Here is a 21,914-nt window from a genome sequence, read left to right on the forward strand (position 1 = left end):
CTCCTGGGACCTGTCCACGGGAGTGGACGGTCCCGGGACCCGGTTCGTGCTCTTCCTCAGCGGCTGCCCCCTGCGCTGCCTGTACTGCGCCAACCCCGACACCTGGCACATGCGCGACGGCAAGGAGACGACCGTCGACGAGATCACGGCCCGCATCGAGCGCTACCGGCCCTTCATCACCAGGGCGGGCGGGGGCGTGACGCTCACCGGCGGCGAAGCCCTGCTGCAACCGGCATTCACGGCCGCGATCCTGCGCCGCTGCAAGGAACTCGGTCTGCACACCGCCCTCGACACCTCCGGCTTCCTCGGCGCCCGCGCGACCGACGAACTGCTCGCCGATACTGACCTGGTCCTGCTGGACATCAAGTCCTTCGACGTCCGGACCTACCGGAAGCTGACCGGCGGCGAACTGTCCCCAACCCTCAATTTCGCCACTCGACTGGACCGGCTCGGCGTCCCGGTGTGGGTCCGTTATGTCCTCGTCCCCGGCTGGACCGACGACCCGCGGGCCGTAGACGGGCTGGGCGGGTTCCTGGCCGGGCTGGGCAACGTCGACCGGGTGGACGTCCTGCCCTTCCACAAGCTCGGCGCCCACAAGTACGACGCCCTCGGCGTCCCCTTCCCGCTGCGCGACACCCCCGTGCCCGGCCCCGAACTGATCGACCGGGTGTGCGAGCAGTTCCGGGAACACGGCGTGCGGGCGCTGTGAACCACAACGCACTTCGAGCGCGGAAGCACAGAAGGGAGACACGAGCATGACCACTCAACCCGTGGTCGTCGGAGTGAACGGCTCATTGATCGCCGTACGGGCGCTGGACTGGGCCGCCGAGGAGGCGGTACGCCGTGGCGCCGGGCTGCATCGTGTACGCGGTTGCTTCTCGCGGGGCGAGGTTCCGAGAATGAAGTGCGGCGCCATGGGGCTCGCGGGGACGTCGACCACGAGGACGCTCTGGGTGCGTTGCGGAAGCCGTAGATGAGCAGGCCGCCGCGAGCGTTGGCCATCGCAGCGACGTCCTTCGCGAACTCGTTCCACTCGCCCAGTTCGGGCTTCTTCGGAAGCTCGCGCTTCCAGTCGAGATCATCCCGCTCGCCGTCGATCTCGCCCGCCGCCTGTTCGATCATCTCGTAGGTGACGGGGCCGGGCGGAATGCCGAGTTCCTGATGTACACGGGTCCATGAGCTGGCCATCGCGCCTGCTTACGGACGCCCTGGCGAAGGGGCATTCACTTTCCCGCGGATTCCCCACGTGGCACTTGCCTGCCATCACGGTAGAAACGGCAGGTCATGGAGCGATCCAGCGGCGGCAGTCAGGCCTTAGGCCGCCTCGCGGTCGTGGGTGATGTCCCCACCCAACAGGTGCTGGCCGGCGCGTAGTTGCTAGGAGCCGGCACGTACCGGAACTGGCCGTGCGGGTGGTTGATGTCGTCGACCTGGCCCGGCTGCTGCAGGAGGTGCACCCGCACGGCGTGCCGGACGCGGAGTACGACGCCCTCTTCACCCGCAACCCGGACCGCTATCGGCTCGTCACGGACGTGATCGACCGTGTCCCGGCCTCGCGGTGCGCGCCGCCGTACAGCAGCGGACAGAGGACGCCCGAGTGCGCCTCCAGGCCCGGAGCTGTGAGAACGGAAGCGACGTGCCCGAGGTCGCGGACGGGATCTGGGACGGCTGAACGGGCCTTCCGGACAGGGACGTTCGACCCCGTTGTCCGGGCCTCGCAGCCCCTCCGAACCCCGGCGCAGAAGCGGGACATTGATGACGCAACAGTCGGCGTCCCCGCCGGCTCCCGACTGAGCTCCTGTCACCGACCCATCCCGCTGAACCCGTATCAACTGGAGGAGATCCTCGATGCCCCGTACCGTCGTCGTCGGTGTGGACGGCTCACCCGAGAGCCTTGCCGCGGCCGACTGGGCCGCCCGTGAAGCCGTTCTCCGCACGGCCGAACTGCGCGTTGTATACGCAGGAGAGCAACCGCCGTACGCCTACGTACCGTTCGCCGGGGAGACCGTGCCGCCTCCGGGTGCCGATCGCTCCGCGCACATGCTGCGCGAGGTCGACGCGGCCCTCACACACCGTCACCGCGGTCTGCGGATCACCACCGATCAGGTCGACGGGCACCCCGCGACGGCACTGCCGATCGCCGCCAGGGAGGCCGACCTGCTGGTGCTGGGCTCCCGGGGCCTGAGCGGCGTGGCGGGTCTCCTGCTCGGATCCGTCGCGCCGGCGGTCGTGGCCCGTAGCCGACGGCCGGTGGTTCTGGTGCGGGCCGGCGAGCGCGCCGAGGACGAGCACGTGTCGGACGCGTCCGGCAACAGGTCCGAGTCCACCCCGTTCCGTGACGTCGTCCTTGGCCTCGACCTGCGGGATCCGCACGATGCCGTGATCGAGTTCGCCTTCGAAGCCGCCTCCCGACGTGCGGCAGCGCTGCGGATCATCCACAGCTGGAGCCCGTCGGGGAACGACGACGGTGACACCCTCGACGCCGAACTGCGAGGCGAACCAGCCAGCCTCACCGATGCCCTGGCCCCTTGGAGGGACAAGTACCCCGGTGTCGAGGTGACCGAGCAGGTCGTGGTCGGAGCGCCCGGTTCCCATCTGGCGGACGCGTCGCGGGACGCGGCACTGGTCGTCGTCGGCCGTCGCCGCCGCCCCTCGACGGTCGGCCCGCGCATCGGACCCGTGACCCACGCCGTGCTTCACGACGCCGTGGCGCCGGTCGCGGTGATCCCGCACGACTGAGTGCAGGTCAGGAGACCGCGGTGCCGTCCGCCGCGGTGAGCGGGATCCGGTGGTCGGGCCGGGCGTATGCGGGGCGCGTGGTCCACGGTCTGTTTCACCGCGGTGGCCAGCTTGGCGCTCAGTATCGAGCGGTATCTGCCGACCCACAGTGGCTATCCCACGATTCGGCCGCCGCATGCCTCGCATTCCCGGCCGAGCAGGTAGCACTGGTACCGCAGGCAGCCGAGGCAGATGTTGATGTTCTCCATCCGCCAGAACTCATCGTGACAGGCGCAGCGCACCCGTTGATGGAGCAGATGATCCCAACCGGTCTTGCCCCCCAGGGACTCGTACGAGGACTCTACGTAGGCGTGAATGATGGGGCTGGCCTGGTGCATCTGTTCGCGATCGTGCCACCACATGTACAGGGCGAAGAAGGCGGTTCCGTTCACCAGCCAGTCCCCGTGCTGTCCGCGGGCGGCCCATGCGGCCACCACGCGGTCCACACGCTCCTCGAACGGACCTCCTGATTCAAGAATCACCGGGTTTCCGCTGATCGTCGGCTCGGCGCGGAGGGATACGGGTGCGGATGCCGCGTTGCGGGCGAAGACGATCTGCCCCGCGGTGTCGGTGCCTCGCTGGTTGGGAACGGGCAGGCCACTGGCGTGCAGCCGGGCGCGCAGCACAGGGTAGATGTCGTTGAAGGTCAGATGCGCCGCCTTCCCGGGGATACCGCAGCGCACGAGGTCGCACAGCTGCCCGGTGAACGAGGTGGACCGAGTGTCCTGTTCACTCAGCGGCGGGACATGTGCGGTGCGGTTGCGGCTGGTGGCGGTCAGTGTGTAGGCGCCCTGGACGAACGCGAGGTCGGCCAGTGCCTGCCCGTCGGTGGTGAGCGCTTCGATGGCCCGGCCCGCGAAACAGCAGTCCAGGATCGTGATGCGGGCCTTCGCGGGGCTCAGCCGGAGCGCCTCGGCCACGTGCCCCCAAGCGAGGCCGGTGATCGTCGGGCGGTCCGGCCGTGTCCCGGGCATCACCAGGCACAGCTCCCCGGCCGGTGAGAGCATCCCGTGACCGACGTAGTACAGGAGAAGGTTGCCCGTAACCTTCTCGGCCAGGTCAGCGACTTGCACGGCAAGCTCGGACGCTGTCGGTACGTCGTCGATCACCGTGACCTGATGGCTCTTCCAGCCGCACAGCACCTCGTCGCACAGGAGGTCGCGTACGGCCTGCAAGCTGTTGCGCACCGCCGGGATCGGTGTGAACTCCGGGTGCTCGTACTCGGGGACGCCGATCAGCAGCGCATGGGATCCTGCCGGGGGACCGGGCTCAGGCCTCGTTGTCGGCATCATCGCGGCCGGCTCGCAGGACCTCCTCCAGCAGCGGTGTGGCGTCGCGGAGCGTGTCGATCTCCAGGGTGACCGAACGGCCCGCGGCCTCGACAGTGATCTTCGCCGAGGTCCGACGGGTCTTCAGCCAGGTGATCAGCGCTGAACTCAGTACCGAGCCCGCTCCCCCTGCGCCCAGGGCCACCACGAGGAGGTCGCCGGCCGACCCCAGCTCGGTCTCACCGATCGGCCGCATACCGACCCTGACGGACCCTCGTAGCCCGTCCTCGCCGGTCAGCCACTGGTGCAAAGAGGGAAGATCACCGTCGTCCCCGCCTGCGATGGCAATCCTCGCGTCCAACTCCCCACCCCCGCACCTGTTATCCAGTCGACGGCGACAATACAAGCACAACACATCGTGCGGACCTTGCCGTGACGACTCAGCCGACGAGACCCAGGCCTGATCGGCACCGTCGCGCAACTGGCCACCCGAGCGCTCACCGGCCGGCTGAAGGGTTCCGAACGCGCAGTGGAGTCGAGGTCACAACCCGCTCTGCCGCCTTTCCTGGCTGATTGCGAACCAGCTGCCAGGAACCCGCCGTTCCCTCGGACACGCTGCGTGCGTGCGGCGGGGACGGTCGAGTAGGGCCGGTTTCTGGCCGGTGGCCGGATCACGAGTGAAGGCGACTCCGCTGCCGGAGCCGGGGCCGGGATTGCCGTACACCATGCGCTGGATGGTGACCGCGGTGCCGAGGTCGTCCGGGATGTGTTCGCGCCGCCGGTACAGGCGTGCCCGCTCACCGTTCCAGGACTCGAAGACGGCCAGGATCGCCCGGCGCAGCTGCTCGGCGGGAGACTGCGGGAAGTACTCGCCGGTCTCCAGGCGGATCACGTTCTTGTACGTCTCCACGAGTTCGGCGAGGTCACCCGCGTCGAGGTGGACGTCGTCCGGGACGCCGCGGGTCTCCTTGAGGAACGTCATGGCCTGCTCGAACAGGGCGGAGTCGACGCCCATGACCGTGCTGCCGAACATCTGCACGAGGCGGCGGTAGGAGTCCAAGGCGAAGCGCTCGTTGCCGGAAGCCTTGGCCAGACCCAGCACGGAGTCGTCGTTCAGGCCGATGTCCAGGACCGTCTCCATCATGCCGGGCATGGAGAAGCGCGCCCCGGAGCGGACGGACAGCAGCAGCGGATCGTCCGGCTGCCCCAGGCGCCGCCCGGCGGAATCCTCCAGCGCGGCGAGGTGCCGGGAGACCTCCCCGAGCATCCCCTCCGGCTCGGCACCGGTGGTGAATGAACTGGTCAAGGTCTTCGGCTGGTACGACAACGAGTGGGGCTACACCAACCGGCTGCTCGACCTCACCGAGTACGTCGCCGCCCGGCTGACCACGTAGGACAGCAGACCGTACCGGCAGGTGATCCCCATCGGTTTCGCCTTCCGGGAAGCCGAGGCGCGCCACAGCGTGCTGGACGCGGTACGCGCATGGCGCTGCCCGGCGCCCGAGACGGCCGACCGCCCACTGCCGGCAGGGGAGCTGGCCCACTGCCACCAGCAGCACGCCACACGGCTCCTGGAGGACGCCCTGAATGTTCCGGCACGGGGACACCCGGCCGTTCAGGTGCACCGCACCGTCGTCGAAGGGCCCGCACGGAAGGTCCTCCTCGACCGTACGACCGACGCCGACCTGCTGGTGGTCGGAGCACGGCGTCGTCACAGGATCCTCGGCCTGCGGCCCGGCCGCGCCGGCGCCGTGCCGCACCACACCGACTGCCCCGTGGCCGTCGTACCGCAGCACGGCTGATCCGTGTACCGTTCGAGTTCGCGCTCCGCCATCGGGGGACCACCTCGTGACTGGAATCTCCTTACATCTCAAGGGCGTTGAGGCCTTTGACGCCTACCTGCGCGAGCATCCACCGACCGATCCCGCCCAGCGGCGGCCGTTCGACGCGGGTGAGGACCATCTGCGGTTCGTGGACGGCAAGTCCCGGCTGGACGGCGCGGCTTCCTTTCTCGCCTCCCGCGGACTGCGCCCGTCCGATGCCACGGTGGCGGAGGTGGCCGCCGACAAGGAGAGGCTGTTCGTCGAGCGGCTGCGCGCGGGCGCCATCCCCGCGTACCCCGAAACGGTGCGTCTCCTGCACGCCCCGAGCGCCCGGGGCGTTCGCCTCGCCGCGGCCTCCGCGTCCCGGCACGCCCGTGAACTCCTCCAGCGCACAGACGTGTTGCCCCTCTTCGAAGCGCTTGTCGACGGGAGTGAGGCCGCCCGGTGAAGCTGCCCGGCAAACCTGACCCCGCCCTGTTCCTGGAGGCGGCCCGCAGGCTCGACAGCCTGCCGGAGCGCACGGCCGTCGTCGGGGACGCCCTGGCCGGCGTCGAGGCGGGCAGGCGCGGCGGCTTCGGGCTCGTCATCGGCGTCGACCGGACCGGCGATCCGTCCACGGGGGTGCGGCTGCGGCGTCACGGCGCCGACATCGTCGTATCCGACCTGGGTGAACTGCTCCCGAAGGAGCCCGCACATGACGGACTGCACCGGCGACCGTTCGGGGCGAGGGTGGACGGGCGACCACCGGTCGCGGGGAGGTGCGCTTCTTGTGCAGGTAGGCTCGAACGCGCTGGTAGTGCCCTCGTTCCACCGGTCGTCCAGGTAAGGCTTGTAGTCGTCGAGAACTGACGGCCGGTTCTGCTCACTGGTGAGGGACGACCGCCACCGGGCAGCCGGCGTGATGGATCACCGCGTGGGTGACGGGACCGGTGCGCGGGACCGTCGGCCGGCCGGTGAGCCGGTGCCCGACCACGAGCAGGCCCGCCCCGGTGGCCGCCCGGACCAGCGCGCCCCGCGCCGTGCCCTCCGTCACGGACTCGACGACATCGACTTCCGGATACTTCTCCCGCCACGCCTGGAGCACGGCGGACAGGAACCCGTGCCACTCCTCCTCACGCTCCGGGGCGGAGACCAGTCCGATCTCTCCCGGCCCCAGGGCGAGGGGAGGGGGCGCCTGCCATGCGTGGACGACCTTCAGGCGCGCGCCGCGCAGCCGGGCAGCCTCGAAGGCGAACTCGATCACCTCGTCGCAGGGGTCGCCCAGGTCGATGCCGAGGACCACGTCCCGGTTGCCGGTCCCGGTGGACGCGCTCCCGTCGTCCGCCGGGAGATGCTCGTCCTCCGCCTCCTCACCCGCTCGTACCAGGGCGACGGGGCGGGTGGCCTTCGCCACCACTCCGAGCGCGACGGACCCCACCAGCAATCCGGTGAAACCGCTCAGCCCCCGCGAGCCCAGCACCAGCAGTTCCGCCTCCTCGGCGGCGTTCAACAGGGCGGTGGTGGCTGGGCCCTCGACCTGCCTGTCGTCGAGGCGGACACGTGGGTACGTCGCACGGATACGGTCCGTCGCCTGGCGCAGCACACGACGCGCCAGATGCCGCTGAGCTGCGTTCGCGATCTCCTGCTCGGGCCGGCGGGGATGCCAGTTCCAGGCGTGCACCAGACGCAGCGGCCGTTCGCGGCGCAGCGCCTCGCGGGCCGCCCACTCGGCGGCGGCCAGACTCTCCACGGAGCCGTCCACTGCGGCGACGATGGGTGGAAGCATGTCGCGCACCTCCTGCGCTCGGTCCTCTGGTCGTTACCAGCGTCCCGTGACGACGGCCTGGCGGGCATGGGCCGCAGGGTCCCCGCCAAGGACCGTTCGGCCTTGCCGACACGGGACCAACTGGCAGGCGGCGCCCTCGTGTTCAGGTCCGGCCGGCTGTCGGACTGATCCGCACGGGGCCCGTACCGTCCCGGCCTCGTGCGACACAGCGGGGGCGCGTCCGGCCCGCGGACGGGGGCCGGTGCCGAAGCCAGGCCGCGGGCGTGGTCCTGCTGTGATGCAGTGGACGCCGGCGAGGGCCACCGGTTTGCGGCCGATCTGATGCGGATCGGACCGACAGCCCCGTCCGTGCCCGCGCGGCCGTCTACCGAGTGCTGTCGGCCGACGCGGAGCCGGGTGGTGACCGCCGGACGATGGGGTCATCGGCGCTGTGCTCATGTGCCACCCCCTGTGCCACGAGCCTGGGGCACAGCGGCGCCCGCGCCGGCGGGTCCGTCCAGCGGCTGCGCACGCGCCGCCACGCAGCAGGAGCCGTACACCCCTCGCCGCCACGCGCTCACCGCCGGCCGGGCCGAACCAGCCCGCGCGTCGGGCGCGGGCCTCGGCCTGGACGCCGCACGCACCAGGCAGAGCCCGGCCGGCAGCTCGCCGTGGTGCGGGTGACCCGGTGTCAGTAGTGCGCGACGACCGCGACGGGGGCGGTGGCGTGGTGCAGGACCGCATGGGTGACCGGACCGATGTGTGCGCCGAACGGGCTGCGGCGGATCCGGCGGCCGACGACCATCAGGGACGCGTCGCGGGCGGCGTCGACCAGGACTTCGGCGGCCTTGCCGGAGCGGGACTCCGCCACGATCTCGACCTCCGGGAACTTGGCCCGCCATGGGCGCAGGACCTCGGTCAGGGCGTCGGCCTGCTGCCGGGTGAGCGCGTCGGCGACGTCGGACGGGATGCCGTAGGCGTAGTAGGGCGGCAGGCCCCAGCCGTGGACGACCCGCAGGGATGCAGCGCGGTGGGCGGCGGCCTCGCAGGCGAACTCGAGCACCGAGGCGTCGGGGCTCGCGGTGTCCAGGCCCAGGACGACGGGCCGGAACGGGGTGGCCTCGGACGGGTTTCCGGCCAGGTCCGTCTCGTGTTCGTCGGCGGCCTGTTCCCCTGAGCGCACCAGTACGACGGGCCGCTCCGCCTGGGCGAGGACCATCATGCCGACGGAACCCACCATGAACCCGCCGATCCCGCTCAGGCCCCGGGAGCCCAGCACGAGCAGCTCGGCTTCCTTGGCCAGGCGGGGCAGGACCTCGTAGGACCGGCCGGTGAGATGCTCGGCGGTGACCTCCACCCCGGGGTGGCGCCGCCGGATGTCCGCGGCGGCCTCACGGGGGATCCGCTCGCTCCAGTGCTGATGGGTCTCGGCCCCGAGCAGCGGGGCCTCCGCCAGGGGTTCCGGGACCGGCTCCCAGACCTGCACCAGCTTCAGCGGAAGACCGCGCAGCCTCGCCTCGCGCGCCGCCCACTCGGCGGCGGCCCGGCTCTCCGCTGAACCATCGAGGCCCACGGTGACAGTACGGGGCATGATTTCCTCCTCCTGCGTCAAGGGTTTACCGGTTTCAGCGTCGTGTGCCGGGGCCGGGCGGTGGAGGGGCCGCAGGTCCCTGATCGGGACCGACCGGCCCAGGAGAGCCGCGGCCTGTCCTGGAGGCCAGCTGTCGGCGCACATGCCACTGGACACCGATGGCGGCCGCGCCCCTTGCTGTCGGCGGGCAGCCGGCGGGTGCGTCACGCCGCTGCGGGCCGTGTGCGACGTGGTTGTCCCCGGCCCCCCAGGGCCACCGGACCGGGATACGGGTTCTCGTCCTTTGGCCCGGACGGCGGCTGCGCCTGCACGTGCGCCTGCGTCCGGTCCATCCGTCGGCGCAGCCGGCGAAGGGCGAGAGCGTCATGTGCCGTCGTGAGAGCGAAGGCCAAGCCCGTCGCCCCGACCAAGAGGATCGCGAGGCGTTCCCAGACCGCCGGTGAGTGACTCGTCCTCACTGTTCTCGCCCCCTTCCGGGCCGATACCGGTCTCCCGCCTGCAGTCAACACCGACACGCCGCACAGCACATGAGCCGACCGGCCCCGGCGCAGTCCCTGAACGTCCCTTTCCCGCGCTCCCCGGAACCGGCCGCGTCCTGCGCCGCACACGGCGAGGGCAAGACCGTCGCGCGGGCCGGGGCCTGGGGGCGAGGAGGAGACCGGGCCTTCCGCTCTCGGACGCGGCTGCCGGTATCCCGGCCCGCGACCCCCGTGTCCTCGATCGCCGCGCGGCCGTCCTCCTGGGGCTCCCAGAACGCCCTGAACTTGTCGGCGCACGAACGGCTCGCCGTGCAGGGGATCGTGACGTCGAAAATTCTGCGTGGGCCCGTGGCAATCAAGCGCGATCTCCCATCCGAGAAATCGGCCGGTCCCCTCCGCGAGAAGCCCCCGTACGCGGGCGTGGCACGTGTCGGGAGCGCCTGCCCACTCCCCGTCGCGGGAGCGCTCCGCACATCGCCCGGACGGCCCCGCAGCGTCACGTGGCGAGGACCTTCGGACCCCGGCACTGGATCTCGTGGTCGGCGCGGTCGTGGACACAAGTGCTGTCGCCTGTCTCCGCGGGACCGCCAAGACCGGCCAGGGCGCCGTCCCGGTCGTTGTCCGCCTTCCCGGACGGCCGGAGCACGGCAGGGCGAGCAACTGGGCGTCACCGTCCGCCCCGAGGCCGTCCACCTCTTTTCGGCCCGCACGGAGCCCTCTCGCCCCGGCTTCTTCACCTGCAGTGCAGTACGACTTTGAGGGCGCCCGTGGTTGTGCCGTGCGAGAAGATCTCGTAGGCCTCTTCCATGCCGTCGAGATGCAGCGTGGCCGGCTTGCCGTGCGTGCCGATGTTGGCGATGTGCCCTCCCGTGCGGACGGCGCGGGTGCACAGGACGAAGCCTTCCGGTTCACCAGACGCCTCGATGACCACGTCGGCGCCTGGCCCGTCGGACAGGTCGGCGATCATCTTCCCGGGCAGTTCCGCCGCATCTGCTCCCACCCGGAGGGCGGCTTCCAGCCGAGCGGCGGACAGGTCCGTCACGATGACACGGCGGGGCGAGTGGAGCCGCGCGACGACCGCCGCGGCGAGACCGACGGGGCCTGCGCCGACCACGACGACGGTGTCTCCGGGGCTCACATGTCCGTTCCGCACGCCTACCTCGTAGGCGGTGGGCAGGACTTCGGCGAGCAGGACCGCGTCGTCGAGCGGGAGGTCGGAGGGGCGTCGGTTGGTGGAGTAGTCGGCGAAGGGCACCCGCACCGACTCGGCCTGGGTCCCGTTGATCTGACTCCCCAGGATCCACCCACCGCCCGCGCGGCACTGTCCGTACAGGCTGTCGCGGCATGCTCGGCAGTGGCCGCAGGCCGAGACGGACGAGACGATCACCTGGTCACCGGGGCGCAGGGAATGGACGCCGCTGCCGGCCTCCACGACCTCTCCGACGGCCTCGTGGCCGAGGATCGTCCCCGGTTTCACCTCGGGTAGATCTCCCCGCATGATGTGCAGATCGCTGCCGCAGACCGTGGTGGCGTCGACGCGCACGATCGAACGAGCGCTCGCACGATACTCACTCCCTTGTTCCCCCCTCCACGGTCCACCCCCGCAAGGCTCCCGGGCAACACGGCGGCCCGTGCGCTGCGTGCGCGGCATCGAACCGCCGGCGTGCCCGGCACCGGACCGGAGCACGGAGGCGTCGGCGAGCTTCGAGGAGGAGCCTCAGGCCGTCGCCGGACGGCCCCGGAGCCCGGAACGAAGCGCTTCTCGATCGCACCGGGCCGCACCGAGGTGAGGAGGAAAACGATGCCGCATACCGTGGAGTGGAAGGTTCGCCTCTACCTCTTCGAGGACGAGGGAACGACGAAGGCACGTGCCGTGCTCGAAACCGGAACCACGGTGCTCACCGGCCACGGGGCCGTGCACCGAGATCCGGAGCATGCGGACGTGCCGGAGATCGGCGGCGAACTGGCGGCGGGCAGGACCATGCACGACCTCGACCGACAGCTGGTGTAGGCCGCCGAGCGCGATACGGAAGGAGTGGGCGCGACCGGGCCGAGCCCTCGCCAGATTGCCGGATGGCCCGTGTGACCGAAGCCCCTGAACAGCGGGCTCGGCTCCGGAGAGAGGCCGGACTGCCCGTCGCTGAAGTCAAGGAGGATGACCGATGACTGTTCCTGCACGTCGCAGCAGGGGTGCGCCGCACGCATGGAACCCCTTCCACGAGCTCGAGGAACTCCGCAGCCGGATGGATCAGCTCATGCATTCCACTTTCCCCATGCCTGGTGTCGGCTTCCCCGAGCAGGGCGCGGCCGAGGCGTGGGTCCCGCTGGCCGATGTCGAAGACACCGAGGACGCCTACCTGGTGGAGCTGGAGCTTCCCGGTGTGGACAAGGACCAGATCACCGTGGAGGTCGGCGAGGGCGAGCTCGATGTTCACGGCGAGATCAAGGAGAAGGAACGCACGGGTGTGGTCCGGCGGCATACCCGCCACGTCGGGGAGTTCGGCTACCGCACGAGTCTGCCGCCGAACTCCGACACCGAGCACATCAGCGCGGACCTGACCAACGGAATCCTCACCGTGCGCATTCCGAAGGCCGAGAAGGCCAGGCCACAGCGCATCGAAATCTCCGGCTGAGCCAGGGTGGCGCTGAACGCCCGGTGCCTGCGCGGACGCCGGCCTGCGTGGGGGCTGCGCAGACACTGGGCGGGCAGGTGTCCGCCGCAGACAGGGTCGGCGGTTCCGCTGTCGGCCCCCGCAACCGGTCGGCAAGGGGGACCAGACTCCGGAGCTCGACGGATCCGCCGAGAGTGACCTGGCCCTCGCGCACCTCGACCGTCCACTCCGGGGACTCGATCCTCGTCGTCCGCCGCAGCACGTCCTGGGTGCTCTCGTCACGGATGGCGTCGTCACGGCGCAATCCCGCAGCAGGTCGCCGCGGCTGACGATGCCGAGCAGCCGGTCAGCCTCGACCACCACGGGCAGGCGCTGGACGTGGTGGACCTCCCTCAGACGGGCCGCCCCACCACGCTCCACTCCGGGTGCGCGCACACCGCGGGAGCCTGCATCAGTTCCTCGGCCCTGGCCCAGTCGGCCTGGATCAGCCTCGGACACCACCCCATGGGGCGATCCGTATCGTCCACGACGGGTACGGCCGTGACATCGTTCTCCGCCGGCAACGTGACGATCTCCTTGAACGGCATGTCGCGCCAGGAGCGTCGACACGCAGCACCGAACGGCCGCAGAGCTCATGACCCGCGAGGTCGTGCCGGCGCGGAGGGTACGTTGTAGCGCCCCGCGTTCGGCCCTCGACGGACTCGGGTCGTCCCTGGTCCGGTGCGGCGGCACCTCCCGCGTGGCACGTTGGATACACGGCAGCATTCTGAGGAAGGGGCGGCGACCATGCGAGCTCACCTCGGCGACCAGCTCATCATCGAGAGCCCGACGACCGGCGCCACCAGGCGCGACGGCGAGATCGTCGGACTCCACCACGAGGACGGGACACCTCCCTACGACGTACGGTGGTCGGATACACACGAAGTGACGCTCGTGTTCCCCGGGCCCGATGCTCACGTCAGGCACCTGGAGCACGCGAGGGCCCCAGAGCCTTCCCAGTCGCCGGGTGAGGCGGCGGATGCAGTGACAGGCGTGCCTCCGCTCGCCGGGGTACCCAGCCCCGGCGACATCGGCCGACGCGTGGCCGCCGAACGCGAGCGACAGCGTCTGACCCGGGCTGAAACCGCCCGCCGCGCCCGCATGGCGCCGGGCTATCTCGCCTACCTCGAAGAACATCCGGCCGATCCGAGCCTGGCCACCCTCATCCGGCTGGCCGACGCACTGGGCACCAGCGTGGCAGCCCTGCGCGGGGGCGGTGTCGATCTGCCGCCCGGCCAGGGACACGCGCTCCTGCACCCACAGCTGAACGACCTCAGCCCGGAGGAATGCCGCGCCCGGCTCTCCACGCACGGTGTGGGGCGTATCGCTGTGTCGACGCCCGAGGGACCTGTGGTCGTCCCGGTCAACTACGAGGTCGTCGATGACGCGATCGCCTTCCGCACCGCGCCGAACTCTGTCCCCGCAGCAGCGGTGGGAACGGACGTCGCCTTCGAGGTCGACCATGTGGACGAGGCCATGAGCCAGGGCTGGAGCGTGCTCGCCGTCGGCCCCGCGCGCGTGGTCACGCAGCCCGAGGCCGTACGGCGGCTGGCCGAACGCGCCCATACCGAGGCATGGGCGGGCGGAGAGCGCGACATGTGGGTGTCCATCCGGCCCACACGTCTCACGGGCCGCCGCATCAGCCCGGCCGATCGGTGAGTGCGCGCGAACCTGTCCGCGAGCCGGCCGTGCCCTTCCCGAAGGCCCCGCCCCGGTGCCTCCCGTATGGCTGTCGAGTATGCGCCATCTGCCCACGCCGCCCCGGCTGACAGGTCAGTGCGCGCTTTCCGGTCCGGCCGGGGCGGCGGGAGCGCCGGTCAGCTGTGACTCGACGTCCACCACGCCCTCCACGGCGCGGACCAGGCGTGCGGCAACCGAGACGAGCGAGGTGTCCTGGATCTGCCCGCGCAGGGTGACGACTCCCTCGTGCACGTCCACGTGAATGGTGTGGCTGAGGGCGGGGAAGAGGCACGCGACCACCGTGCGGCGGACCTCCTCCTCGATGTCCTCGTCGGACCGGAGGAACACCTTCAGCAGATCGGAACGGCTGACGATGCCCCGCAGCATGCCCTCGTCATCGATCACCGGGAGCCGCTTGACGCGCCGGACGGCCATGATCCTGGCCGCCTGGGCCAGAGTGGCACCTGGGTGCACCGTGATGGCGGGGGTGCTCATGAGCTCCCCCGCCATCACGGCGCCTGCCTTGGCGAGGTCGGCCAGGCGTTGACGCTGCTCGTAGAGGTTCGGAACGCTGTCGCGGAACTCCTCCTTGGGCAGCAGGTCGGCTTCGGAAACCACCCCGACGACACGCCCCTCACCCTCCAGGACCGGCAGGGCACTGACCTTCCACCGCTCCATGGTCTGCACGATCTCCTTGAAGGACGCGTCGCGTCCGACGGCCACCACCGTCTGTGTCATCACATCGCTCACGATGTGCGGAGTCTCAGGCACCGCAGGCCTCCTCCCGTCTCGTCAGGGCACCTCTCCCGCGCCGTAGGACGCGTACAGGTCGAGCAGTCGCACCCGGCTGGACCGGGAGGAACGACTCACTCGTGCGGGATGATCGCGACCGGGCAGCGGACGTGGTGCATCACCGCGTGCGCGACCGGACCGGTGCGGGTGCCGATCCTGGCCGGGCGGATCCTGCGGCCGACGGCCACCAGGCCGGCGTCCTTCGAAGCGTCGAGCAGCTGCTGTGCCGGACGTCCTTCCTCGACCAGCGCACGGACCTCGACGGCGGGGTACTTCTCCCGCCATGGCCCGAGCACCCCGGCCAGGGCCTTCTCGGCCGATGCGTGCACCGCCTTGCGCGCCTTCGCCTGGGCCGCGCTGGGCATGTACGGCAGCTGCCAGGCGTACACCACCCGCAGCGGCACGGCACGCAGAGCCGCGCTCTCGAAGGCGAAGGCGAGCAGTTCCTCGCACGAATGCGCCGGGTCGACGCCGACCACCACGCCGCGGTACGGCGTGCGCGGCGAGGGGCGGCCGTCCTGGTCCGGCAGGTGCTCGTCCTCGGGCGTCTGATCGGACCGCACGAGCACGACGGGCCGCGTCACATGGGCCACGGTCGCCAGCGCGACCGAACCGGCCATGAACCCGCCGAAGCCGCTGAACGCCCTGCTGCCCAGGACGAGCAGCTCGGACTCGTCTCCCGCCGCGACCAGGGCGTCGGCCGCGAGACGGGGGATCTGCTCGGCGCTCAGACAGACCTGCGGGTAGCGCTCGTTGAGCCGGTCCATGGCGCCGCGCAGGATCCGCCGCGCCCAGTGGCGTGGCGCCTCCAGCTCGGGCAGGTCCGACTCGTCGGGCGACGTTCCGCTCTCCCACGCGTGCACCAGCCGCAGCGGCAGTCCACGCCTCAGGGCCTCCCGGGCCGCCCAGTCGGCGGCTGCGAGACTCTCGCGTGAACCATCCAGTCCTACGACAACGGGGCGAAGCACGGCCAACACCTCCCCGGAACCGGTGTCCGCACGCTCTTCTGCGGACTCTCCTGCACTATCAGGATCTCGGGACGGGGCCGGCCGAGGCAGGGGCTGGGGGGCCTTTCCAGGGGGCCGAACGGCCTTTGTCGGCGCCGCCCGGCCCGGCTGCCGGTCGGTCCCTGGGGCCGGTGTGCCCGATCTGGTGGGCCGTTGGACCCCGGTTCGCCCAAGGCGCCGAAACAGCCGAGAAACGCGAGGCCGTGGCTGTTGGACAGGGATGACAGCCATCGTGCGGGCAACGAGTACCGGGCACGTGGCCGACCCGAAGGAGACGAGCATGACGACCGACAGCAGGACGGAGCCGGAGACCACCCCGTCGGTGCGACTGCGCACCGACGGCGACGTGGACGCGGAGACGGTCGCCTACGCGCGCGAGAAGATCGATGCCGTCGCGGACCGGCCGGGTCTGCCCGAGGTCACCGGTGAGGTGCGGATCGCGAAGGCCGCCGCGCACCACGCCGGCCGCCTGTGGACGGCCACGGCCGACGTACGGTTCGGCAGCCGTACGGTCGTCGCGACCGCCGAGGAAGCCACCGGCCGTGAGGTCGTCGACCAGCTGCAGGACCGGTTGCGGCGGCAGATCGGCAAGGCGGTGCATGCCTGGTCGGCCGGGCGCAGGGCGACGGCTCCGCCGTGGCGCGGTGGCGGTACGGCGGGCACGCCGGTGGCGTGAACCGGCCCACACGCATGCGCGCCCTGAGACTGTCAGGCGGGTGCGGCGATCACGAGACCGGTGGCGCGCTCGCGTTCCACCGCGCGCCGCAGAGGTCCGGGCACCGCCACGAGCTCGTCTTGCCGGGGCGCTGGTCCTCGACATCCTGTGCGGCGTGCTGGTCGCCGTCGGCCTGCCGGTGACCGGGCTGTTCACGCGGGTGGCGCGCCCGCACGACGCCGTGCAGGGGCTCGTACCCGGTACGGCCGGCATGCGCGACGTGGACGCCTACCCGCAGGGCCCGCACGATTCCCGGCCTGCTCGTCTACCGCTACGGCTCCCCGCTGTTCTTCGCCAACGCCGAGGACTTCCGGCGCGGGGCAGTGGCCGTCGTGGATGAGAGCCCGGGGCCGGTGCGCTGGTTCGTCCTCAACACCGAGGCCGATCCGGAGGTCGACATCACGGCGTCGGACGCCGTTGACGCGCCCCGCCTCGAACTGGACCGGCGCGGCATCCTGTTCGCCCTCGCGCGGGTGAAGCAGGACCTGTGCGAGGACTCGGACGCGTATGGCCTGACGGAGTCCGTCGGCGCCGAGCGAATCCTTCCGACGCCGCCGACGGCGGTGACCGCCTGCCGTCACTGGGCGGAATCTCAGCAGGGCCTTCACACGTGGGCAGCTCCGGCCGCACGAGCGTGCCGGAGCTTCCGTGGACGATCTCGTACGCCGCGTCGAGCGCCCCGATCGCGGCCAGCCCTCCCGTGCGCTCGACGAACCGCGCCGCGGCCTCCGCCTTGGGCTTCATCGGTACGAGTCGGGCTCTCGACCGCCTCGACCTGCTCCGGACCGGCGAGGTGTGCAGCCATGTCACCGCCGCTCTTCGGATGAATCACGGCATGTCGCCTTGCGTGACCCCATCCATGGTTCGAGCGTTGCCTCGCTGCGACCGTGCTGCTGCTCGGAGACTGCCGTGGACGTCCCGCCGACGATGCCGTTCGGCCTGGGCCGGGCGGCTGAGCACATGGTCCGACCCCAGAGTGCGTTGGGCGCGGGGGCTGCGCAGGTCGTCGCTGCTGCGGTCGCGTGCGTCCTGGGAGTGGTTCTGCCGAGGATCGCCGACGGCTGTCAGGTGACCGCCGAGTGCGCCGTCGGCGTGCTGAAGGTCGTCGGCGTAGGGGTACTCAGCGCAGCAACGCTCATGTTCTCGCTGTTGTTCCTGGTCGTTCAGTGGGCGGCGGGAAATTTTCAGTCATCGGCTCGTGCTCGCGAAGGCGCTGGGCCGGCCCGGTGTATCACCGGAGGGCCCAGTCTGCAGCTTCGTCCCCGACAAGGCCCAGGTCACGACCCGCGATGCCCGCCGCTGTCGATGCCGACGGTGCGGGCCTCATCCTTCGGAAGCCGCCGCCCCGGCGGCGGCCGGCTGGTCGGTGTCGCCGTGCCAGATGGGCCAGCCGAGCAGCCGCGGGCGTTCCGTCACCCAGGCGCGCGTGTCAGTACCGATCTCGGCGTCGATCAGCGCTTCCAGCAGACGCGAATACCGCAGGACAAGGTCCCGGTGGGCAGGGTCGGCGGCGAGATTGCGGACCTCGGCCGGGTCTTCCTGCCGGTCGTAGAGCACGACGTCGTTGTCTGCGTACAGGGTGTCCAGGTCGGCCGGTCGGTTCGGGCTCAGCGGGGAGAAGTACCGGCCGAACGTGTAGCGGCCGTCGGTGTAGCCGCGGAGGAAGCCGCGCTTGGTCCAATCGGGGCGCAGGGCACCGGACTGGATCCGGGCAGGCGCTTCGGGGTCGGCGAACTCGAACCAGAACGAGGCATCCAGGGTCACGAGCGACTCGACCGCCGACAGGACTCCCTCACGGACCGCCGAGCCGTCGAGGACCGGCATCAGGGAACGTCCCTTGAGCCCTGGGTAGCGGGTGACGATCTCGGAGGACGTGACACCTGCGCAGTCGAGCAGTGTCGGGACAATGTCGACCGCCGAGCCGAGGGCGTCCGTGCCGACGCCGCCGGGGGCGTCGGGGTGGCAGAGGATGAACGGGATGTGAAAGTTCTCGTCGTAGACGAGGTTGCCCTTCTGCCGCAGCCCGTGAGACCCCGCCATCTCCCCGTGGTCGGCTGTGAAGACGACGACGGTACGGTCCGCCTGGCCCGACGCCTCGAGCGCGTCGAGCACCAGCTCGACGCTGCGGTCCACGTCGCGCAGCGCGTTGAGGTAGAAGTTCAGGCCGTCGTACCAGTGCGCGTCGTCGGCCACCGGACCGAATACGGTGTCGAGCATGCGCGCGTACTCCGCCACGGCGGGGGCCGCGCCGGACAGGTCGTCGTGCAGGTTCACGGGCAGCTCGAAGTCCCACCGCTTCCGGTACACGGGAATGTCTGCCGCTGCCCTCGCCACCACCGCGTGAGCGAGACCGAACGGAAGCTGGACCTGCGGAGAGCCGCCGTAGTCGAAGCTCATGATGTCGTGCGGATTCACGAAGTTGACGGCCATGAACCACGGCTGGTCCTCCGCCACGACCGGCGCCCGGTTGCGTAGCCACCGCACAGCCTGACCAGCGATCACGGGGTCGATCTTCAGCCCCGCCCACGCACCGCCGTCGATGTCGCCCCAGTCGTTGAACTCGCTGAACCCGTACGGCTCCAGGGCATTCGTCGTCGGCGCGGGACGGTCGGGGGTGACGTACGCGTTCGACAGGTGCCACTTGCCCTGGTAGGCGCAGTAATAGCCGGCCGAGCGCAGCATCGTGCCCAGCGTGCCCAGGCCGGGATCGAGCGGGCGAATGTACGGCATGTTGTCGTTGTCGTAGATCTCCGTGAGGGGCAGGTGCCGGCCGGTGTAGAGCACGGACCGGGCGGAGCTGCACATCGCGGAGGCTGCGTAGAACTGCCGGAAGACCGTCCCCCGCTCGGCCAGCCGCTGTCGCGCCGGTAGCGTGAACCCGTCGGGGCGCGGGAGCACGGCACGTTCCTCATCGGTGACGATCAACAGGATGTTGGGACGACGCGTCATGGCTCTCTACCCTTCGACGTGCTGCGTGTCCGTACCCCAATGACGGCCGCGAACGCGTCACGTACACGCAGTCGGTGTATTTCGCCCGAATCTAAGGCCCGTATGCGGGTGAACGCGCCAGGCGCGGCAACGTGGCATTCGTCCGGGGGAGCGCCTTGGAATGGTGTACCGGAGCTGTTCAACGAGATGCTGCTTTGACTGGGGTGACGACAGTCCCGACAGCCACACGAGCGTCACGGTCGGCAGGTGCCGGCTGTCGCCGCTGCAAACCTGCGGTCAGGCCCCGAGCACCTGCCCCCAGGCGTCGTGGCCGGAGCGAGGCCGTCTCGCATGGTCGGCGGCCTCACGACCACGTCGATGGGCTGCTGGGTCCCAGATTCCGTATCGCGAGCCGTACGTTGTACGTTGGGCAGCGCCGCACCGCAGCTGCCCGGCGGAAGGTCACAGGGTTACACGTGGTTCGTGGCTGTCACCGCGCGACCCGGCCCACGACGCACACCAGACCCCCGAGAGCGAACGCGGCCGAGAGGCTCAGAAGGCCGGCTTGAGCGGATGCCTGAGCGGCGGTCGGCGGGGGTGCGACGAGACGTTCCTCGTCCCTCGTCGTCGAACCAGATCAGCTCCGTCGAGCCGGCCTCGCGACCGGGGTCCACGATGGCCCGGGCGATGTGGGTGGAACCGTCCGACGAGGTCCAGCGGACCATCGCCCGGACACGGTCGTCCCGCCCGCCCTCCGGTCCCGGCGCGGCTCGCACGGTGCTCTCGACGAGCAAGGCACGGACGGGGCGCCGCTCCGCAGGCAGCTGGGCGATCGACTCGTCCGGTGTGCGTCGGTCGGGAGCGGCACCGTGAGGGATCGGTGCCGCTCCCTTGACCACCGTCCCTCGGATCCGGTCCGGGCACCCCGTGCCGACGGTCCCTGGTCAGGGCCTGATCAGCCCCTGTCCGGCGTGGGCCGAACGGTCCGGAGGCCTGAACCACGGCCGGATCGATATCGAGCAGGTGCGGACGGTGCTGGCCGGGCTGTCGCTGCCGCGGTTCGACGGCGGGCGTTTGGTCCTGGCCGTCGATGTGTCGCCATGGCTTCGTTCGGACGCGCCGTGCTCGGCTGAGCGGCTGTTCTGCCATGTCTATGGCCGGGCGAAGACAGCGTCGCAGTTCATCCCGGGCTGGCCCTACTCCTTCGTCGCTGTCCCGGAGCCGGGCGCCACCTCTTGGACCGCGATCCTGGACGCGGTCCGCTCGGACCGGTGGACGACGCCACAGCGGTCACCGCCGCCCAGCTGCGGGGAGTTGTTGAACGGCTCATCGCCGCCGGTCAGTGGCGGGCCGGGGGGCCCGGATATCGTGATCGTCAGCGATGCCGACTATGACGTCACCCGACTGGCCTGGGTCCTGCGCGATCTGCCGGTCGAGCTGGTCGGCCGGTCCGCTCCGACCGCGTCATGCGACTGCCGAAGCCGCCTCGTGTCTACGACCCGAAGGGCGGCCGGCCGCTAAGCACGGCCCGGAATTCCGCTTCGCTAAGCCGGAGACCTGGCCCGAGCCCGCGATCACCACGGTCACCGCAACAACCAACTACGGCAAGGCCGAGACGCAGGCATGGGACCGGGTCCACCAAGGCTCACCCATCGATCCTCATGGCTCGACCATGACGGTGAACTGCCCCTGATTGAGGGCATGTTGATCCGGTTGAAGGTCGAGCATCTGTCGAAGGACCGTGATGCCCCGCCGGTGTGGTCATGGTCCTCCAAAACCGGCGCCCACCCCGGACGACGTGGAGCGTTTATGGCAGGCATTTCTCCGCCGCTTCGATCTGGAGCACACCTTCCGCTTCGCGAAGCAGACGCTCGGCTGGACCACCCCGAAACTCCGTAGTCCCGAGGCAGCGGACCGCTGGACCTGGATCCTGATCGTCGCTCACACCCAGCTCCGGCGTGCCCGGCCCCTCGCCAAGGACCTCCGCCGCCCCTGGGAGAAACCAGCTGCCTCCGGCCGGCTCACCCCCGCCCGTGTCCGCCGAGGGTTCAGGAACATCCGCGCTCACCTGGCCTGCCCGACCCGTGTTCCCAAACCTCGAGGCGTCGGCCCCGGACGGCCACCCGGCGTCAAGAACAAACACTGGGCACCCCGCTACGACGTCGGCAAGACCATCAAACGCCCCGAGACCCTCAAGGCCATCGGCAAGCCCGGAAGATATTGGTAGACAAAGAACAAGCTCAGGCTTCCGCCTGGGCGGGGAGGGGGACCGTCCATTCCACGATGGTGCCGGTGGGATCGTTCGGCGTGAGGGTGAAGCTGCCGCCGAGTTCGGTGGCGCGCCGGCGGAGGTTGTCCAGGCCGCTGCGGCGGGTGACGGCCGGGTCGATGCCCCTGCCGTTGTCGGCGACGCGCAGGTGGAGCCGTGTGCCGTCCGTCTCGGCGGTGACCTCGACGG

Annotated in this window: 17 protein-coding genes and 8 pseudogenes; 13 read left to right on the top strand and 12 right to left on the bottom strand. The window is 70.7% G+C overall.

Features of this window, described 5'->3' with window-relative positions; genetic code table 11:
- The 3 genes and pseudogenes from pflA to N4P33_RS17060 all read left to right on the top strand — a co-directional run.
- Positions 1–709 (top strand): pyruvate formate-lyase-activating protein (gene pflA, locus N4P33_RS17045; RefSeq protein WP_260827479.1); only part of this gene is annotated, 709 nt, incomplete at its 5' end.
- Positions 710–1,323: 614 nt separating this feature from the next.
- Positions 1,324–1,672: pseudogene (locus N4P33_RS17055) on the top strand (phosphoketolase); the annotation flags it as partial.
- Between the two features lie 176 nt (positions 1,673–1,848).
- Positions 1,849–2,739, top strand: a complete 891-nt coding sequence (locus N4P33_RS17060; RefSeq protein WP_260827480.1) for a universal stress protein — start codon at positions 1,849–1,851, stop codon at positions 2,737–2,739.
- A gap of 152 nt (positions 2,740–2,891) precedes the next feature.
- Here the strand turns inward: N4P33_RS17060 and N4P33_RS17065 are convergent, their stop codons facing one another.
- The 3 genes and pseudogenes from N4P33_RS17065 to N4P33_RS17075 all read right to left on the bottom strand — a co-directional run.
- Positions 2,892–4,070 carry a caspase, EACC1-associated type gene (locus N4P33_RS17065; protein WP_260827481.1) on the bottom strand — a complete coding sequence of 393 codons (1,179 nt, stop codon included), beginning with the start codon at positions 4,068–4,070 and terminating at the stop codon, positions 2,892–2,894.
- A complete protein-coding gene (locus N4P33_RS17070) occupies positions 4,048–4,461 on the bottom strand; it encodes an effector-associated constant component EACC1 (RefSeq protein WP_260827493.1) in 414 nt (137 codons plus the stop codon). Before N4P33_RS17070 ends, N4P33_RS17065 begins: the two co-directional genes overlap by 23 nt.
- A gap of 240 nt (positions 4,462–4,701) precedes the next feature.
- Positions 4,702–5,334 (bottom strand): annotated as a pseudogene (locus N4P33_RS17075) (PEP/pyruvate-binding domain-containing protein); the annotation flags it as partial.
- A 10-nt stretch (positions 5,335–5,344) separates the two neighbouring features.
- On the opposite strand from N4P33_RS17075, the pseudogene N4P33_RS17080 reads away from it, so the two are divergent.
- The 3 genes and pseudogenes from N4P33_RS17080 to N4P33_RS17090 form a co-directional block, all read left to right on the top strand.
- A pseudogene (locus N4P33_RS17080) lies at positions 5,345–5,440 on the top strand (aldehyde dehydrogenase); the annotation flags it as partial.
- Between the two features lie 21 nt (positions 5,441–5,461).
- Positions 5,462–5,848 carry a universal stress protein gene (locus tag N4P33_RS17085; RefSeq protein ID WP_260827482.1) on the top strand — a complete coding sequence of 129 codons (387 nt, stop codon included), beginning with the start codon at positions 5,462–5,464 and terminating at the stop codon, positions 5,846–5,848.
- An 82-nt stretch (positions 5,849–5,930) separates the two neighbouring features.
- Positions 5,931–6,547 (top strand): annotated as a pseudogene (locus tag N4P33_RS17090) (HAD family hydrolase); the annotation flags it as partial.
- 184 nt (positions 6,548–6,731) lie between these two features.
- Here the strand turns inward: N4P33_RS17090 and N4P33_RS17095 are convergent.
- The 3 genes from N4P33_RS17095 to N4P33_RS17105 form a co-directional block, all read right to left on the bottom strand.
- The gene (locus tag N4P33_RS17095) at positions 6,732–7,634 is read right to left on the bottom strand and encodes a universal stress protein (RefSeq protein WP_260827483.1); all 903 of its coding nucleotides are present in this window, start codon (positions 7,632–7,634) and stop codon (positions 6,732–6,734) included.
- A gap of 670 nt (positions 7,635–8,304) precedes the next feature.
- The gene (locus N4P33_RS17100) at positions 8,305–9,204 is read right to left on the bottom strand and encodes a universal stress protein (RefSeq protein WP_260827484.1); all 900 of its coding nucleotides are present in this window, start codon (positions 9,202–9,204) and stop codon (positions 8,305–8,307) included.
- A gap of 1,212 nt (positions 9,205–10,416) precedes the next feature.
- On the bottom strand, positions 10,417–11,334 hold the full coding sequence (locus tag N4P33_RS17105) for an alcohol dehydrogenase catalytic domain-containing protein (protein WP_399029611.1): 918 nt from the start codon (positions 11,332–11,334) through the stop codon (positions 10,417–10,419).
- A gap of 150 nt (positions 11,335–11,484) precedes the next feature.
- On the opposite strand from N4P33_RS17105, the pseudogene N4P33_RS17110 reads away from it, so the two are divergent.
- Positions 11,485–11,769 (top strand): annotated as a pseudogene (locus N4P33_RS17110) (dsRBD fold-containing protein).
- Positions 11,770–11,956: 187 nt separating this feature from the next.
- The gene (locus tag N4P33_RS17115; protein WP_399029613.1) at positions 11,957–12,316 is read left to right on the top strand and encodes an Hsp20/alpha crystallin family protein; all 360 of its coding nucleotides are present in this window, start codon (positions 11,957–11,959) and stop codon (positions 12,314–12,316) included.
- A 121-nt stretch (positions 12,317–12,437) separates the two neighbouring features.
- Here the strand turns inward: N4P33_RS17115 and N4P33_RS17120 are convergent.
- Positions 12,438–12,882, bottom strand: a pseudogene (locus N4P33_RS17120) (CBS domain-containing protein); the annotation flags it as partial.
- 199 nt (positions 12,883–13,081) lie between these two features.
- Between N4P33_RS17120 and N4P33_RS17125 the strand changes: the two are divergent.
- Positions 13,082–13,993: a pyridoxamine 5'-phosphate oxidase family protein gene (locus N4P33_RS17125; protein ID WP_260827486.1), complete on the top strand. Its 912-nt coding sequence runs from the start codon at positions 13,082–13,084 to the stop codon at positions 13,991–13,993.
- 114 nt (positions 13,994–14,107) lie between these two features.
- Here N4P33_RS17125 and N4P33_RS17130 read toward each other — a convergent pair whose 3' ends face one another.
- Positions 14,108–14,785, bottom strand: coding sequence for a CBS domain-containing protein (locus N4P33_RS17130; RefSeq protein WP_260827487.1), 678 nt, complete (start codon positions 14,783–14,785; stop codon positions 14,108–14,110).
- A gap of 95 nt (positions 14,786–14,880) precedes the next feature.
- Positions 14,881–15,774 (bottom strand): universal stress protein, encoded by an 894-nt coding sequence (locus N4P33_RS17135; RefSeq protein ID WP_260827488.1) that lies wholly within the window; start codon positions 15,772–15,774, stop codon positions 14,881–14,883.
- Positions 15,775–16,093: 319 nt separating this feature from the next.
- Here N4P33_RS17135 and N4P33_RS17140 point away from each other — a divergent pair, with 319 nt between their 5' ends.
- A complete protein-coding gene (locus N4P33_RS17140; RefSeq protein WP_260827489.1) occupies positions 16,094–16,489 on the top strand; it encodes a hypothetical protein in 396 nt (131 codons plus the stop codon).
- A 118-nt stretch (positions 16,490–16,607) separates the two neighbouring features.
- Positions 16,608–17,124, top strand: a pseudogene (locus N4P33_RS17145) (STAS domain-containing protein); the annotation flags it as partial.
- Between the two features lie 19 nt (positions 17,125–17,143).
- Here the strand turns inward: N4P33_RS17145 and N4P33_RS17150 are convergent.
- Positions 17,144–17,272 (bottom strand): annotated as a pseudogene (locus N4P33_RS17150) (carbamate kinase); the annotation flags it as partial.
- Positions 17,273–17,851: 579 nt separating this feature from the next.
- A complete protein-coding gene (locus tag N4P33_RS17155; protein ID WP_260827490.1) occupies positions 17,852–19,477 on the bottom strand; it encodes a sulfatase-like hydrolase/transferase in 1,626 nt (541 codons plus the stop codon).
- An 870-nt stretch (positions 19,478–20,347) separates the two neighbouring features.
- Here N4P33_RS17155 and N4P33_RS17160 point away from each other — a divergent pair.
- Complete coding sequence (locus N4P33_RS17160; RefSeq protein WP_260827491.1) at positions 20,348–20,977, top strand: transposase; 630 nt, start codon at positions 20,348–20,350, stop codon at positions 20,975–20,977.
- A gap of 277 nt (positions 20,978–21,254) precedes the next feature.
- A complete protein-coding gene (locus N4P33_RS17165) occupies positions 21,255–21,683 on the top strand; it encodes a hypothetical protein (RefSeq protein WP_260827492.1) in 429 nt (142 codons plus the stop codon).
- 13 nt (positions 21,684–21,696) lie between these two features.
- Here N4P33_RS17165 and N4P33_RS17170 read toward each other — a convergent pair.
- Positions 21,697–21,914: ATP-binding protein (locus tag N4P33_RS17170; RefSeq protein WP_399029618.1), on the bottom strand; the 218-nt coding region annotated here is incomplete at its 5' end.

This window comes from Streptomyces sp. 15-116A (assembly GCF_025290915.1).
Taxonomy (GTDB): Bacteria; Actinomycetota; Actinomycetes; order Streptomycetales; family Streptomycetaceae; genus Streptomyces.

Excerpts from the sequence above, each read along its gene's own strand:
- N4P33_RS17065 (WP_260827481.1), bottom strand. The coding sequence starts at position 4,070 with ATGATGCCGACAACGAGGCCTGAGCCCGGTCCCCCGGCAGGATCCCAT.
- N4P33_RS17105 (WP_399029611.1), bottom strand. The coding sequence starts at position 11,334 with ATGCCGCGCACGCAGCGCACGGGCCGCCGTGTTGCCCGGGAGCCTTGC.
- N4P33_RS17125 (WP_260827486.1), top strand. The coding sequence starts at position 13,082 with ATGCGAGCTCACCTCGGCGACCAGCTCATCATCGAGAGCCCGACGACC.
- N4P33_RS17100 (WP_260827484.1), bottom strand. The coding sequence starts at position 9,204 with ATGCCCCGTACTGTCACCGTGGGCCTCGATGGTTCAGCGGAGAGCCGG.
- N4P33_RS17115 (WP_399029613.1), top strand. The coding sequence starts at position 11,957 with ATGCCTGGTGTCGGCTTCCCCGAGCAGGGCGCGGCCGAGGCGTGGGTC.
- N4P33_RS17140 (WP_260827489.1), top strand. The coding sequence starts at position 16,094 with ATGACGACCGACAGCAGGACGGAGCCGGAGACCACCCCGTCGGTGCGA.
- N4P33_RS17155 (WP_260827490.1), bottom strand. The coding sequence starts at position 19,477 with ATGACGCGTCGTCCCAACATCCTGTTGATCGTCACCGATGAGGAACGT.
- N4P33_RS17095 (WP_260827483.1), bottom strand. The coding sequence starts at position 7,634 with ATGCTTCCACCCATCGTCGCCGCAGTGGACGGCTCCGTGGAGAGTCTG.
- N4P33_RS17060 (WP_260827480.1), top strand. The coding sequence starts at position 1,849 with ATGCCCCGTACCGTCGTCGTCGGTGTGGACGGCTCACCCGAGAGCCTT.